12 protein-coding genes are annotated in these 14,154 nt (G+C 61.9%); 4 read left to right on the top strand and 8 right to left on the bottom strand.

The genetic code is table 11. The features are described from left to right. The first annotated feature begins 204 nt into the window (after nt 1–204). Nucleotides 205–942, top strand: a complete 738-nt coding sequence (locus tag FHT75_RS09845; RefSeq protein ID WP_063476206.1) for a helix-turn-helix domain-containing protein — start codon at nt 205–207, stop codon at nt 940–942. A gap of 80 nt (nt 943–1,022) precedes the next feature. Here FHT75_RS09845 and FHT75_RS09840 read toward each other — a convergent pair whose 3' ends face one another. Beyond that, a complete protein-coding gene (locus FHT75_RS09840; RefSeq protein ID WP_063476207.1) occupies nt 1,023–2,024 on the bottom strand; it encodes an NADP-dependent oxidoreductase in 1,002 nt (333 codons plus the stop codon). A 52-nt stretch (nt 2,025–2,076) separates the two neighbouring features. Next, complete coding sequence (locus tag FHT75_RS09835; RefSeq protein WP_063476208.1) at nt 2,077–2,892, bottom strand: oxidoreductase; 816 nt, start codon at nt 2,890–2,892, stop codon at nt 2,077–2,079. Between the two features lie 90 nt (nt 2,893–2,982). Here FHT75_RS09835 and FHT75_RS09830 point away from each other — a divergent pair, with 90 nt between their 5' ends. Next, the gene (locus tag FHT75_RS09830; protein WP_063476209.1) at nt 2,983–3,459 is read left to right on the top strand and encodes a winged helix-turn-helix transcriptional regulator; all 477 of its coding nucleotides are present in this window, start codon (nt 2,983–2,985) and stop codon (nt 3,457–3,459) included. 85 nt (nt 3,460–3,544) lie between these two features. Here FHT75_RS09830 and FHT75_RS09825 read toward each other — a convergent pair whose 3' ends face one another. The 6 genes from FHT75_RS09825 to FHT75_RS09800 are packed head-to-tail and all read right to left on the bottom strand — an operon-like array spanning nt 3,545 to nt 10,965. Next, nucleotides 3,545–5,566, bottom strand: a complete 2,022-nt coding sequence (locus FHT75_RS09825) for a beta-N-acetylhexosaminidase (protein WP_063476210.1) — start codon at nt 5,564–5,566, stop codon at nt 3,545–3,547. A gap of 52 nt (nt 5,567–5,618) precedes the next feature. Then, nucleotides 5,619–6,563 (bottom strand): ABC transporter ATP-binding protein, encoded by a 945-nt coding sequence (locus tag FHT75_RS09820; protein ID WP_063476211.1) that lies wholly within the window; start codon nt 6,561–6,563, stop codon nt 5,619–5,621. Continuing rightward, on the bottom strand, nt 6,560–7,375 hold the full coding sequence (locus FHT75_RS09815; RefSeq protein ID WP_063476212.1) for an ABC transporter ATP-binding protein: 816 nt from the start codon (nt 7,373–7,375) through the stop codon (nt 6,560–6,562). The genes FHT75_RS09820 and FHT75_RS09815 overlap by 4 nt, the downstream gene beginning before the upstream one ends. Further along, nucleotides 7,372–8,274: an ABC transporter permease gene (locus tag FHT75_RS09810; RefSeq protein ID WP_063476213.1), complete on the bottom strand. Its 903-nt coding sequence runs from the start codon at nt 8,272–8,274 to the stop codon at nt 7,372–7,374. Before FHT75_RS09810 ends, FHT75_RS09815 begins: the two co-directional genes overlap by 4 nt. Next, nucleotides 8,274–9,254 carry an ABC transporter permease gene (locus FHT75_RS09805; RefSeq protein WP_063476214.1) on the bottom strand — a complete coding sequence of 327 codons (981 nt, stop codon included), beginning with the start codon at nt 9,252–9,254 and terminating at the stop codon, nt 8,274–8,276. Before FHT75_RS09805 ends, FHT75_RS09810 begins: the two co-directional genes overlap by 1 nt. A gap of 19 nt (nt 9,255–9,273) precedes the next feature. Beyond that, nucleotides 9,274–10,965, bottom strand: a complete 1,692-nt coding sequence (locus FHT75_RS09800) for an ABC transporter substrate-binding protein (protein WP_063476215.1) — start codon at nt 10,963–10,965, stop codon at nt 9,274–9,276. Between the two features lie 381 nt (nt 10,966–11,346). On the opposite strand from FHT75_RS09800, the gene FHT75_RS09795 reads away from it, so the two are divergent. Continuing rightward, nucleotides 11,347–12,255: a flagellin gene (locus tag FHT75_RS09795; RefSeq protein WP_063476216.1), complete on the top strand. Its 909-nt coding sequence runs from the start codon at nt 11,347–11,349 to the stop codon at nt 12,253–12,255. A gap of 281 nt (nt 12,256–12,536) precedes the next feature. Further along, a complete protein-coding gene (locus FHT75_RS09790) occupies nt 12,537–14,078 on the top strand; it encodes a DHA2 family efflux MFS transporter permease subunit (RefSeq protein WP_063476217.1) in 1,542 nt (513 codons plus the stop codon). Nucleotides 14,079–14,154: the final 76 nt, after the last annotated feature.

Here is a 14,154-nt window from a genome sequence, read left to right as displayed (position 1 = left end):
ATTTGCCCGGACTTCCTGCTCGCCATGTGGGTCGTCGACCAGTATTGTTCGCAAGGCGTGGCCAGGCATGGGGAAGTATTGGTGAAAGATAGCCGACTCTCGGTTTTCAGGTTTTTGTCCGCATCTCCCAATGCGCGGATGTCACAATCCATCGATTTGGGTTTCGGGCGATCAGCGGCCATCTGGAACAATTCACACGACAGGATGAGCTATGAGCGGCCGAACGGTCATACGTTCAGTCTTTATCTCAGAGGCGGCGCCGGAACGCGTCGTCTGGACGGCAGCCCCGTGCGCGGCCGTCCAGGGGTCCTGTGCATCATGCCACAGGGGCACTCGTCCGAATGGGAAATCACCGACTTCTTCGAATTCGTGCATCTGTATGTTCCCGACGATCAAATGCGCCGGATGTTTTCGGAGACGTTTGACCGCGATGCTCGGCTCATGGCTCTTCCCGAAGTGACCTTCGCAGAGGCACCCGCCGTGGCGCACACGCTGCGGCAGATGACGAAAGCGATTTTGGCGGGCGGTCATCTGTTGGCTGAAGAAGCAATGACGCAGACGATCAACGATCTTTTCGTTGATCCGCGTTTTGGCGGGATGCGTCCCTGCGCGATCAGCGGCGGGCTCGCTCCTCATGTGCGACGCCGTATTCTCGAGTATATCGAGGCCCATCTCAGTGAGACGATCCGCCTACAGGATCTGGCGACGATCGGGCAGCTCAGCGCCTTTCATTTTCAGCGGATGTTCCGGGCAAGCTATGGTGTGTCCCCGCATGGCTGGGTGGCCCATCGGCGTGTCGAGCGCGCCAAATCGATGTTGTGCGGCATGGACCCGATCGCGCAGATCGCTTCGGCCTGCGGTTTCAGCAGCCAGAGCCACATGACACGGGCATTCAAGTTGGGCACAGGCGTCACACCCTCTGCCTACCGGCAGCAACAGTGACGCCCTTCGCTCGACCGCACTTGTCTTTTCCGAAACCAATCCGCGCTTGACGTCCTGCAAAAGCCCCCCGGCTAAAGACCTCACTTCACCGCGATGACGACCTTGCCCTTCGCGCGTCCCGTTTCCACATAGTCCAGCGCCTCGTTGGTCTTCTCGAACGGGAAGGCCCGGTCGATGACGGGGCGGATGGCGCCCGCCTCGATCAGCGCGGTGATCTTGCCGAGTTGCGCGCCGTTTGCCGTCATGAAGAGGAAGGAATAGCCGATCCCCAGGCGTTTCGATTTCCGCCTGATGTCGAAGCTCAAGAAGCGCATGACCTGCTGCAGCAGCCAGCCGAAGCCGTTTTCCCTGGCGAAGTCGGGATCAGGCGGACCTGATATCGAGATCAGCTTGCCGCCCGGCTTGAGGACGGCGAGCGATTTCTCCAGCGTATCCTTGCCGAGGCTGTTCAGCACCACGTCATAGCCCTTCAGCACCTTTTCGAAGTCGTCCTTCTTGTAATCGACCAACACGTCGGCGCCGAGGCTTTTCACCAGCTCGATATTTGCCGTGCTCACGGTCGTCGCCACATGGGCGCCGAGATGTTTGGCAAGCTGGATCGCGATGGTGCCGACGCCGCCCGAGCCCGCATGGATCAGCACCCGCTGCCCCTTCTGCAGCTTGGCGCGCTCGACCAGCGCCTGCCATGCGGTCAGCGCCACAAGCGGAATGGATGCGGCCTCTTCCATGCTGAGATTGGCGGGCTTCAGGGCGATATCGGCAGCGTCGATGGCGATATACTCGGCGAAGGTGCCGATGCGATCCTTGCTGGGGCGCGCATAGACCTCGTCGCCGGGCTTGAATTGCCGGACATTGGCGCCCACCCGGACCACGACACCAGCGACATCATTGCCGAGCACCAAAGGAAGCCGGTAAGGCAGGATCAGCTTGAACTCTCCGTCCCGGATCTTGGCATCCAGCGGGTTCACGCTAGCGGCATGGATCTCGACCATGACGTCATTCTCGCGCAGCTGCGGTTCAGGGCTCTGGCCGAGCCTGAGGGCGCCGCCTTTCTTGTAGCGATCGATCAGGAATGCTTTCATGAAGGCGAACTTTCGTGTTTGTGATGAGCCGACAATGCGCGGCAAGCCAGGATCAATCGGGAAGTTTGTTGAATTTCCGCAGGCTCTTGTCGACGAAGGACTCGGGCAGGAAGCGGCGGATGAAACGCACCTGTCCTGCTGCTTTCCCGGCCGTGTAACGTCTCTTGGGCGATGGCGCATTGGCAGCCCGGACGACGGTTGCGGCGACCACTTCGGGCGCATCGCCCTTCGAGACGATCTCGCGCATCAGCTTCTCTGCATCGGCGCGCACCGCATCATAGACGGCAAGCGGCTTGTCCGGCCGGGTGATGTTCTCCTCGAAAGAGGTGCGAGTGACGCCCGGTTCGACGAGCACGACGCGGATGCCCTGCGTTCGCACCTCATGGTCGAGGGATTCCGAATAGCCTTCGATCGCGTGTTTGGTTGCTGCGTAGAGCGCGTTGAAGGGCGCCGGGATCAGCCCGAGGATCGAGCTCAGGTTGATGATCCGGCCGCTACGCTGCCGCCGCATCACCGGCAGCACTGCATTGGTCATGCGCATCGTGCCGAAGACGTTGACGTCGAAGACGGCTTTGGCCTGCGCCGTCGTCGACTCCTCGGCACCGCCGAGCAGGCCGATCCCGGCATTGTTGACGAGCAGATCGATCCGTCCCGTGCGTTTCAGAACCTCGTCGACGACGCCCTGCACGGATTGATCGTCGATGACGTCGCAGACCAGCATGGTGATGCCATCGGCGGTATCAGGCATCGGCTTCCGGCTGGTGCCGAACACACGGTAACCGTCGTGCCGCAGCGCTTTCGCCGTCACCAGCCCGATGCCGGAGGAAGCCCCGGTGACCAGGGCAACGCCGCGTTCTCTCTTGCTCATCAATGTCTGCCTTCGTTTTTGTCATGGAACATCTATGCGCAACCTGTTACTATCAAATTGATAGCAAGTCACTACTAAAAAGATATCGACATGAAGAATCTTTCAAATCAACCCTGTCTGATCGCCCGTAGCCTAGCGCTCGTCGGCGATGCGTGGAGCATGCTGATCATGCGCGACGCCCATGCGGGGCTGACCCGCTTCGATGAATTTCGCAAAAGCCTCGGCATCGTCCCGACGATGCTGACGGGGCGGCTGTCATCGTTGACCGAGGAAGGGCTCTTGGAAAAACACCGCTATTCCGAGCGCCCGCCGCGCGATGAATATGTGCTGACGGAGGCTGGCCGCGACTTTCTGCCGGTGCTGTTTGCGATCGGTGCCTGGGGCCGCAAGCATCGCGGCGGCGGTGACGTCACCCGCTTCTTCGACGCCGAGACCGGAACCGAGATCGATCCCGTCACCATCGACCGCGCGACCGGCGCGCCGATTGGAACACGTCCGATTCGTATCGCCGCAGCCGAATGTCAGCCGCCCGCGGCAGATGAAGCGGCACCGGACAATTCCCTTTGAAAGCAATGTCAGTATCCCCCGCCATCACCGCCTCCGGCGATGGCAAGGGTGGTCGGCAAATCAAAACCCGTGGCCGATCCGGGCGCTACGACTGCTGCAGCCCGTAGAGCAGCGGCATCAGTCCTGCTAGCGCCCTGAAACGCTCCCACGACTTGGATGACGGCTTCGTCCAGCCCGTTTCAGCAAGGGCGGAAAGGCGGGGGAAGACGAGGCGGTCGAAAACGGCGCGATCCGTCATCGGCTCGGACCAGATGCAGGCCTGGATGCCGAGGAGCTTCTGTTTCTGTGCTGTCGTCCAGCCGCCGATGGGGTCGAAATTGTAGAGCTTTTCCGCATCCGAAGTCCCCGCCCAGCTGGCGCCGGGCTCGTCCCAATCGGGCCTGAGCGCCATGTCGAGGTAATAGACCTGCCCGGGGCAGACCACCATTTGATAGCCGCGTTCGGCAAGTTCGGCCGAGACCTCGACGTTGCGCCAGCTGCAGAGATAGCTCTTCGATTTGTCGATGACATCGCCGTGGGCGGCCTCTTCCCAGCCGCCGGTGATGCAGCCCTTGCTCGCAAGGAAGCGCTGGACACGATTCAGGAACTCCGCCTGCAGGATGGCGGCGCCCGAGCCGTGGATGTCGTCGGCGCCATGGGTATTGGTCACGACGTTCAGCCGCTTGGCATGCGCATCGGCCACCTCGTCGCCCGCCACGGTGCGCAGGCGCTCGAGCGCTTCCGGCGAGCCGGACCACGCGCCGAGCGGAACTTCGTCGGCGCCGAGATGGATGGTCTTGAACGGAAAGAGCTCGATGAGTTCCGAGAGGATCGTCTCGATGATCTCGTAGGTCTTCTCGCGGGCCGGGTTGATGCAATTGTCGGGAAAGCCCTGAACCGAATAGTAGCTGCCGACCTCGGCCGGGTCGCGCAGCTCCGGTATCGCCTGTAGCATGGCGTAGCAATGGCCGGGGACATCGATCTCCGGCACGATCTCGACGCCGAAGCTCTTAGCCTGGGCGACGATCTCGCGGATCGCAGCCTTGGTGTAATAACCGCCGGTGCGGGCAGGGCTCGAACCGAGCAGCGGCGGAACGGCCAGGCCATGGCCGCGCCAGGCGCCGACCGCGGTCAGGGCGGGATAGGCGTCGATCTCGACGCGCCAGGCTTCGTCGTCGGAAAGGTGCCAGTGGAAGCGGTTGAGCTTGTTCCAGGCCAGCACCGCCACGAGCTTCTTGACCTCGGCAGCACCGTAGAACTGGCGGGCGACATCGAGATGCAGCCCGCGCCAGCCCATCGACGGTTCGTCGACGATCTCGCCTGCGGCCGGAAACTGGAAGACTTGGGGATGCAGCCTTGCGCCGCGCCAGATCTGGCCGAGCGTGACGAGACCGTAGAAGAAGCCGCTCTGGCGGCTTGCCTCGATGGTGATCGTCTCACCTTCGAAACTCAGCCGGTAAGCCTCTGGTCCGAACCCGGTGGCCTCCTTCAGGACAACCGGAACCGCGCCTTCCGCCTCGCTCCGCACGATGCCTTCAACGGCGAAGAGATGCTCGACCAGCGCTGCGAAGCTGCGTGCTGCCGCCTCCCCTTCAGCGCTTTGCGCCTGCGGCGCAAAACCGGCCGGCAGCGGCCGGCGGGCAGTGACGGCCACATGGTTCGGCCAGGGGATGATTGACACCTGAACCGGCGCGTTGACGGGAACCGGATAGATCTCGGCGCCACGCTTCAGCGGCGCGTTGCTGACCGAAGATCGCGTCGGCTCTATGGTGAGCACGATCGTGCTGCCGTCGGAAAGCGCGAGATAGCCGCTCGTCGCGCCGTCCGTCCAGTGGCGGAACTGCCAGCTCAGCGCATAGACCGAGATCGTCCACGTCTCGCCGACGCCGAGAACGAAATTGGCCGGCGGCTGGAATTCGGTGAAATTCGAGAGCCGCTGCGAAACCGTGGCGCCTTCGACACGACCTGCCGGATCGACACGACCCGGGCCGCTGACGCAAAGCGAGAAATTCGAAAGCGGCTCGGTGCCGAGGTTCTTGAGGCGCAGGACGTAGGAAAACTCCTTGCCGTCGGCAGGCGGGTTCCAAAGGGTTTCAAGCCGCAGGGCTTTCGGTCGTGATGTGGACATGGTCACTCTTTCCTTTTGAGGATTGGCCTTTTGAGAATTGGCCTTTTGAAAATCAGCTCTCGAGCATTCCGGCATTCGAGCCGCCAAGCGCGCGCATGAAATGATTGGGGCCGACCTGCTCGACGACGGTGGACTCAGGACGGCTGAGCGAGCGCACCTTTTCCGCCTGTTCGAGGAAACGCGCGCTTCCGCCCGTCACGAACGGCCGGCTGCCATCCGGAACGGCTGAAAGCAGCAACCGCGTATAGGGATGGCGGGGATCGGAGAGGACGGCATCGGTATCGCCCCATTCGACCATTTGACCGGCGAACATCACGACGATCTCCTCGGCCACAAGTGCGGCCGTCGCGATGTCGTGGGTGATATAGAGCATGGCCAAGTCGTTTTCACGCTTCACTGTGGCGAGCAGATCGAGAATGTCCTTGCGGATGGAGACATCGAGCATCGAGGTCGGCTCATCGGCGACCAACACGCTCGGCGCGACCGCCAGCGCGCGGGCGATGTTGACGCGCTGCCGCTGCCCGCCCGAAAGCTCATGCGGGAATTTTTGCCGGGTCAAATCGGGTTCCAGCCCCACGCTTGCCAGCAGGCTGGCAATCTCTTCGGCAAGATCCGCCCTCGCGCCGTTCTGCCGGTGCAATTGCAGCGGCCGCGCCAGATGATGGCTGACGGTGAAGGCCGGGTTGAGCGACGAGAACGGATCCTGGAAGACCATCTGCACCTCTCGGCGGTAGCGATGCTCATCCTTGGCCTCGCCGCGGGCGGTCAGATCCTGTCCGCGGAAAAACAGCCTGCCGCCGGTCGGCTTGTCCAGACGCGCAATGATGCGGGCGCAGGTCGTCTTGCCGCAGCCGGATTCGCCGACCAGCGCCAATGCCCGGCCGGGAAAGAGCGAGAAGGACACCCTTTTCAGCGCCTGGACCGGGCCGAAATTGCGCTTGATGTCTTCGAGCCGGATCACGGCATCCGTGACAACAGCATCAGTCTCCGCTTTCATGCCAGGACCCCCGAGAGATGCGGATTGCCCGGAAGCTGTGGAATGGCATTCCAGAGCTTGCGGGTATAGGCGTGCAGCGGCGCCTGGGCGACCTGCCGCACGTCGCCCACTTCAACGAGTTCGCCCTTCAGCATGACGCCGATGCGCTGGCAGAGCTGCGCCATCAGATGCAGGTCATGGGTGATGAAGAGCACCGAGAAACCATAGCTCCGCTGCAGATCGACGACCTGCTCGAGGATCTCCCGCTGCACGACGACGTCGAGCGCGGTCGTCGGCTCGTCCATGATGATGAGTTCGGGCCTCAGCGCCAGGCAGATCGCAATGACGATGCGCTGACGCATGCCGCCGGAGAACTGGTGCGGGTAATCGCCGATGCGATGGGTGTGAATGCCGACAAGGCGGAACATCTCCTCGGCCCGAGCTCTTGATTCCTCGCGCGAACAACCGGTGTGCCGGTAGAGAACGTCGTGGAACTGCGCCTCGACCCGCATCAGTGGATTGAGCGAATTCATCGCGCTCTGAAAGACCATGCCGATGCGCTTCCAGCGGATACGCTGCAGCTCGCGTTCCGGCAGCCTCAGGAGATCCTGTCCGGTGAGCCGGATGCTGCCGCCGCTGATCCAGGCCGGCGCCTTGGAAAGACGGGTGATGGCATAGGCGATCGTGCTCTTGCCGCAGCCGGATTCACCGGCCAGCCCGAAGATCTCGCCGCGGCCGATAGTGAAGGAGACGTCCCTGACGGCGCGAAACTCTCCCTTGTCGACGAGATAGTCGACATTGAGCTTGTCGATTTCCAGCAGATTGTCGCTCATCGGCCAAGCTCCAGTTCCCGGTTGCGGGCGCGGGTGAGGCGGAACCAGCGCGTCAGCGCCGGGCCGGAGCGCAGCTGCGGATTGGCGATCTCGTCGAAGGTGAAATTCAAAAGCGCAAGGCCAAGCCCCGTCAGTGCGATGCCTGCTGCCGGCACGCCGATGTCCCACCATGCGCCGACCATGATCGCCGAGGAATTCTGGGCATTGTAGAGCATCGTGCCCCAGGAGACCTTCAAGGGATCGCCAAAGCCGAGATATTCGAGCGTCGTCTGGGCAACGATGGCGTAGATGATGCTGCCGACGAGGTTGATGCCGATCAGCGTCGTCAGGTTCGGCAGGATTTCCACGAAGATGATGCGCCAGGCCGGCTCTCCGATCATCTTGGAGGCCGTGACGAAATCACGGTTGCGAAGCGCCATCGTCTGCGAGCGCGTCATGCGGGCGCCCCAGGGCCAGGAGGTCAGCGCGATGATCGCCATGATCGTCATCGGCCCCACCGTGCCGGCGAAGGAGGCGAGCAGGATTAAGAGCGGCATGTTCGGCACGACAAGCACGGCGTTGGTCGCAAGGTCGAGCACCGCATCGGTCCTGCCGCCGGCATAACCGGCGACGAGGCCGATGGCCGTGCCGAGAACGGTGATGGCAATCCCCGTGGCAAAGCCGACGGAGAGAGAACTGCGGGCGCCCCAGACGAACTGGCGATAGACGTCCCGCCCCATCTTCGTGGTGCCCATGACATGTTCGATCGATGGCGGTTGGTGCGACCGCCCGACACGCGCTCCCGGCTCGCCGGGCGCGACGATCGGCGCAAACAGCGCCATCAGCCACAGGGCAACAATGATGACGAGGCCGGCCAGCGCCTTCTTCTGCCTGAGAATAGGCCGGAGTCCGAAGCCCATTATACGGCCTCCCGCAATCTGGGATCGACGAGCCCATAAATGAGGTCGACGAGGAAATTGGCGCCGAGCGTCGCGAGCGTCATCAGCAGTAGCTGTCCCTGGATGACCGGGTAATCGCGGGCGATGCTCGCAGTATAGAGCGTCAGTCCCAAGCCGGGATAGTTGAAGACGATCTCGGTAACGATCGAGCCGCCGAAGACGGCGCCGAGCATCAGCGCCAGGTTGGTCAGCACCGGAAGCATGGCATTGCGCGCGCCGTAACCGAACATGACCGTGAGGTGGCTGAGGCCCTTGGCACGCCCCATAGTCACATAATCCTCGCCGAGCACCGAAATCATCGACGAGCGCATCGTCGTCTGGAATTCGCCGATCAGGAACGGTGACAGCGTCAGCACCGGCAGGATCGCATGGGCAAAGACGCTGCCGACGAAGGTGAAATCGAAGGCAGGATCGAGGTTCGGATCATAGGCATAGCCGACAGGAAACCAGCGCAGCGAGACCGCGAAGACGAACAGCGTCGTCAGCGCCACGATGACAGGCGGCACCGAAATCATGATCACGGAGAGCGGCGAGACGATCGTGTCGAAGCGCCCGCCGCGGCGCCAGGCCGAGATCGCGCCAAGCACGACACCGACGCAGAGCGAAAAGATGATCGCGGTCGTCACGAGAAAGACCGTCCAGAGCGTCGAGCGGCCAAGAACCTGGACGACGGTCTGGGGATAATATTTGACCGAGACGCCGAGATCGAAGGTCGCAAGCCCCTTCACGTAATCGACGAACTGCCAGAGCATCGGCTGGTCGACCGCGCCGAAGCGCGCCTTGATCGCCTCAACGGCCGCGGGTGTCGCCCGCGGGCCGAGCTGGGCGACCATGGCATCGACCGGACTCCCCGGCATGAGCCGGGGAAGGATGAAGTTCATGACGATCGCGAACGCCAGGGCGACCGCATAGACGCCGAGGCGCCGGCTCGAAACGCGCATTTCCGCTCCTTCGCGAGGCTCAGCTGACCGGCTTGAGGCGCAGCAAATGCATCAGGCGCATGCGGTTATTGTCATGATCCTCCGGATTCATGACGGGATCCTTGTCGGTGACCCAGCCGGTGAAGCGTTTGCTGGAGAACTGATACCAGGTCGGCCCGTTGAACACCGGCACGACGGGGAAGTCGTCGGCAATCAGCAGCTGGATGTCGTTGAAGATCTTCTTGTGATCATCCTCCGACGTTGCCTTCAGATATTGATCGAAAAGGGCGTCCAGCTTCGGGTTCGAATAGCGCGAGGGCGCGCCGGTGATGCGCCCGCCATAGGCGGTCGACAGGCTCTGATAATAGCCGCGGAACGGGGTTGCGCCGTCGGCGCGGGAGTTCATGACGACCTCGAAGCTGCCGTCGATGATCTGCTTGCGCCATTGTTCGTATTCCGGCGTGGCAACCGACGCGTTGATGCCGGCGGCGCGCAGCCCTTCGACCGCGATCTGCACCGCGTCGATCCAGTCCGTCCAGCCGTTCGGAACGATGATCGGGAAGGCGATTGGCTTGCCGCCTGGCGTCGTGCGGAAACCGTCGGCGCCTTTCTTGTAGCCGGCATCGTCGAGGATCTTGTTGGCCTTCTCGGTATCGAAGCCCATGAAGGCGTCCTTGTCGCCTTCGGCGCCCTTGTTGCGCCAGGTCTCGAAGCGCGGCGGCAGGCCGGTCGCATGTTCGTTGACGACGGGATAGCCGAAGCCGGCAATATCGACCATCGATGCGCGGTCCATGGCAAGGCTGAAGGCGTGACGGAAATTCAGGTCCTTATAGGCCTCGAGGTTGCCTTCATTGCCGCTCTTGAAGTTCATCTGGAAGGCGACGGTTTCGGCCGGCGGCTGCCAATAGCCGTTGTGATCGGCATCGAGCGCGACGAAGGTCTTGTCGATCTGCGGAATGAAAGAGCCGATCCAGTCCATATTGCCCTCCGGCAGGATGGCAAGCATCTGGTCGTTGCCGGAGATCTGCGGCAGCCGGAGGCAGTCGACGTGCAGCGAGGCAGCATCCCAGTAATTCGGGTTGCGGCACTGCTCATAGACCTGCGGCGTGAAGCGGCGCAGCTCCGTCATCGGGCCGGAGCCCACAGGCTTCTCGTTCTTGAAAGCGACCGGATCGGAAACGTCCTTCCAGATATGCTCGGGAACGACGGCCAGATCCGCAAGCGATTCCGGGAAATCGGAATTCACCGCCTTGAGATCGATCCTGACCTCGGTCGGCGACGGCGTTTCGACGGAGGCAACGCTCTCGCCGACGCCGACGGTGTCGAGGGCGGCGTTCTTCAGCATCAGATCGATCGTGTATTTCACGTCGGCCGACGTCAGCGGCTGGCCATCCGACCACTTCACGCCGGATCGCAGCGTATAGGTCACCGATTTCATATCCTCGGAGAATTTATAATCGGTCGCCAGGCGAAACACCGGCTTGCCGCCATCCTCGGCATTGAAGATGACCAGGGGCTCGTAGATGAAATCCATCGTGCTCTGCCGGCGGCCGGCGAGGTCAAAGGGATTGAAGTTCTGCACCCAGCTGGTCTGCTCCTCGATGTGCATCGTCAGCACCGATTCAGCGGCTGCACCACCTGCCCCAAAAACGACGAGTGCCGTCAGGGCGGTTGCCGCCGCCCAGCCGGCACGCACGGAAATATTGCGGATTGCCCTCTTGCTCGATCTCATTCCAATGTTCCCCTTGTGCTTTATTTTTGTAGTCAATCAAATTGATTTAATATTGATAGTCAGTTTCCCGCCGACCCGTCAATTGCCGATCTCAAATTTCTGCAGCGACCTTTCGGCTCAGCTCTTCGGCAGAAATCAATGCAGGATTCGCCCGTGAGATGGCCGGCGGATCAGGGTCTTCCGAGGTTTCACGTCCCGTTTCGAGAAAAATATCGGGCCATGCGCGCCGCGTTAACCATTAAGGTACTTTTAAGTACGATAATTAACCCAACGGTGGCGAATTGATCGGAAACACGGATCGATAAGCATGAGGCTGCTCGCCACGGCCGGGATGTTCCCCGGGATGCAACACATTCAACCTCCGAAGCAGGCGAATTTCCCATGACGAGCATCAATACGAACAATTCAGCGATGTCTGCCCTTCAGACGCTGCGCAGCATCAACTCCAATCTCGAAACGACACAGAACAGCGTTTCCACCGGTTACCGGGTCGACACCGCATCCGACAACGCCGCTTACTGGTCGATCGCAACCACGATGCGGTCCGACAACAAGGCGCTCTCCGCCGTGTCCGACGCGCTCGGCCTCGGCGCAGCAAAGGTCGATACGGCTTATACGGCCATGGACAATGCGATTGACGTCGTCGACGAGATCAAATCCAAGCTCGTCGCAGCAACCGAGGACGGTGTCGACAAGTCCAAGGTCCAGGAAGAAATCAGCCAGCTGCAGGAACAGCTGGCGAGCATTGCCCAGTCGGCGTCGTTCTCGGGCGAGAACTGGGTTGCGGGCGCGGATGGCACGAAAAGTGTCGTATCCTCCTTCGTTCGCGACGGTTCCGGCGCCGTTTCCGTTAAGATGACGGAATACACCCTGGATACCAGCTCCGTGGGCAATGTGTTGTTCGGCATGAGCGGCGGGTCGATCGAAACCTCCACGGGTATTCTCGGAACGGCTGATGCATATGGCAATTCCGTCTATTCGCTCGATATCACGAACTTCACCACCGGTCAGATCCAGTCGGCCCTGTCGACCATCGAATCCGCGCTATCGGCAATGACCTCTGCCGGTGCGCAACTGGGTTCGATCTCGACGCGCATCGACTTGCAGGAAGACTTCGTCGGTGCGCTTTCCGATTCGATCGACTCGGGCGTGGGCCGGCTGGTCGATGCCGATATGGAGGAGGAGTCGAGCAAACTCTCCGCCTTGCAAACACAACAGCAGCTGGCGATCCAGTCGCTGTCGATCGCGAATTCGTCGTCGCAGAACATCCTGTCGCTCTTCCGCGGCTAATCGTCCTGGCCGCAAAGGAGCCGAGCGCATAAAACGCCCGGACCGCATTCGCCGATCGAAGATCGAGTCTGGCCTTCCCGGTCAGGCTCGATTGCGTTGGTGACGTATTTGTGTGGGCAGGCTCTATCGCTTCCGTCCTCATCCGAACTATGGTGTCGCGATCGGCGGAATCGCGGTCCATTTCTTTGCTTGAACCATGCCGTCGGTCGTCTCGATCGTAAACGCGATCAGCCTTGGCTTTCGCAGTCGGGAGCGAAGAATGCAGTGTGCGGGATCATCGCATGTCGGAACGACTTGAATCTGCCCATTCTGGTGAAACGCCCGCCATCGTCTGGCTCGGCTTTCTGGCGATGTGCGTCGGCATGTTCATGGCGATCCTCGACGTCCAGGTGGTGGCGACATCGCTGCCGACCATTCAGTCGGCGCTCGGCATCGATCCGGATCAGATGAGCTGGATACAGACGGCATATCTCATCGCCGAAGTGGTGGCGATCCCGCTCACCGGCCTGCTGACGCGGCTTCTGACGATGCGGTGGCTGTTCGTCACCGCCATCAGCCTGTTCGTCGCCGCCTCCGCCGGCTGCGCGGCCAGCGGCAGTTTCGGTGAGCTGGTCGCCTGGCGGGTGCTGCAGGGTTTTTCCGGTGGAACCCTGATCCCCTCGGTATTTTCAGCCGTGTTCATCCTCTTTCCGAACGAGCGACAGGCGCTGGCGACGACCATCGCCGGCGTGCTGGCGGTGCTGGCGCCGACCGTCGGGCCGATCGTCGGCGGATGGTTGACGCAGACCTATTCCTGGCATTGGCTGTTCCTGATCAACATCATCCCCGGCATCGTCTCGGCAATTCTGGCGGCGCGCTTCCTGCCGCGGCAGGCGGCCGATCCGTCCGAGCTTGGGCATCTCGACGTTCTGTCGCTTCTCTTGATGGCGACCGCGTTGACGAGCCTGGAACTCAGCCTGAAAGAGGCGCCGACCAGCGGCTGGACCTCGGCCTATGTGCTCGGCCTGCTGGCCCTCTGTCTTGCGTCGGGAGGCGCGTTCATAGGGCGAACGCTCTACCGAAGCCGGCCGATCGTCGATCTCGGCAATTTCGGCGACCGGAACTTTCTCGTCGGCTCGGTGCTGAGCTTCGTGCTCGGCATCGGCCTCTTCGGCTCGGTTTATCTCATGCCGGTCTTTCTCGCTTTCATCAGGGGACATGACGCGCTCGCAATCGGCATGACGATGCTGGTCACCGGCATTGCGCAACTGATCACCGCGCCGATCGCGGTGGCGCTGGAGAAGCGCATGGATGCGCGGCTGCTGTCGGCCGCCGGTTTCGCCCTGTTTGCGATCGGTGTCGGAATGAGCGCGTTTCAGGATCCCCGCTCCGATTATGACGCGATGTTCTGGCCGCAGGTCGTGCGCGGCGTCGCCATCATGTTCTGCCTGCTGCCGCCGACGCGGCTGGCGCTCGGCACGCTTCCGCCGGATCGCATCCCCGATGCGAGCGGTCTTTTCAATCTGATGCGCAATCTCGGCGGGGCGATCGGCATCGCGCTGATCGACACCATCATCTACACGCGCTCGGAACCGCTGGGACAAAGCCTCTGGACCCGTCTTCAAACCGGCGATATCGAGGCTGCGACATTTGTCGGCGCACCTCTCCAGGCCATATCGGGACATAGCGGCAGCTTCGATGCGGACACGACGGCGGTGCTCGATCCGCTGGTCCAGACCGCGGCAAGCGTCCAGGCGATCAACGAAGCCTGGCTGGTCATCGCCGTCCTGACCGGCTGCGCCCTGCTCTCAGTCCCCTTCGCCAGGCGGCCGGCGTCAACGTGAAAACCAAGGTGATAAGTTGCCGATCTTCCGATCGCCGGTAAGATTTCTCTCAATCATTTTGCGTCATCCTCCAGTT

It is taken from the genome of Rhizobium sp. BK112 (assembly GCF_014193215.1).
In the GTDB taxonomy this organism is placed as follows: domain Bacteria; phylum Pseudomonadota; class Alphaproteobacteria; order Rhizobiales; family Rhizobiaceae; genus Rhizobium; species Rhizobium anhuiense.
This window is presented reverse-complemented; position numbering and strand designations above follow the sequence as displayed.

Bases quoted from the DNA above. Each gene is read 5' to 3' on its own strand.
- FHT75_RS09845 (WP_063476206.1), top strand. From the start codon at position 205: ATGAGCTATGAGCGGCCGAACGGTCATACGTTCAGTCTTTATCTCAGA.
- FHT75_RS09840 (WP_063476207.1), bottom strand. From the start codon at position 2,024: ATGAAAGCATTCCTGATCGATCGCTACAAGAAAGGCGGCGCCCTCAGG.
- FHT75_RS09835 (WP_063476208.1), bottom strand. From the start codon at position 2,892: ATGAGCAAGAGAGAACGCGGCGTTGCCCTGGTCACCGGGGCTTCCTCC.
- FHT75_RS09830 (WP_063476209.1), top strand. From the start codon at position 2,983: ATGAAGAATCTTTCAAATCAACCCTGTCTGATCGCCCGTAGCCTAGCG.
- FHT75_RS09825 (WP_063476210.1), bottom strand. From the start codon at position 5,566: ATGTCCACATCACGACCGAAAGCCCTGCGGCTTGAAACCCTTTGGAAC.
- FHT75_RS09820 (WP_063476211.1), bottom strand. From the start codon at position 6,563: ATGAAAGCGGAGACTGATGCTGTTGTCACGGATGCCGTGATCCGGCTC.
- FHT75_RS09815 (WP_063476212.1), bottom strand. From the start codon at position 7,375: ATGAGCGACAATCTGCTGGAAATCGACAAGCTCAATGTCGACTATCTC.
- FHT75_RS09810 (WP_063476213.1), bottom strand. From the start codon at position 8,274: ATGGGCTTCGGACTCCGGCCTATTCTCAGGCAGAAGAAGGCGCTGGCC.
- FHT75_RS09805 (WP_063476214.1), bottom strand. From the start codon at position 9,254: ATGCGCGTTTCGAGCCGGCGCCTCGGCGTCTATGCGGTCGCCCTGGCG.
- FHT75_RS09800 (WP_063476215.1), bottom strand. From the start codon at position 10,965: ATGAGATCGAGCAAGAGGGCAATCCGCAATATTTCCGTGCGTGCCGGC.
- FHT75_RS09795 (WP_063476216.1), top strand. From the start codon at position 11,347: ATGACGAGCATCAATACGAACAATTCAGCGATGTCTGCCCTTCAGACG.
- FHT75_RS09790 (WP_063476217.1), top strand. From the start codon at position 12,537: ATGTCGGAACGACTTGAATCTGCCCATTCTGGTGAAACGCCCGCCATC.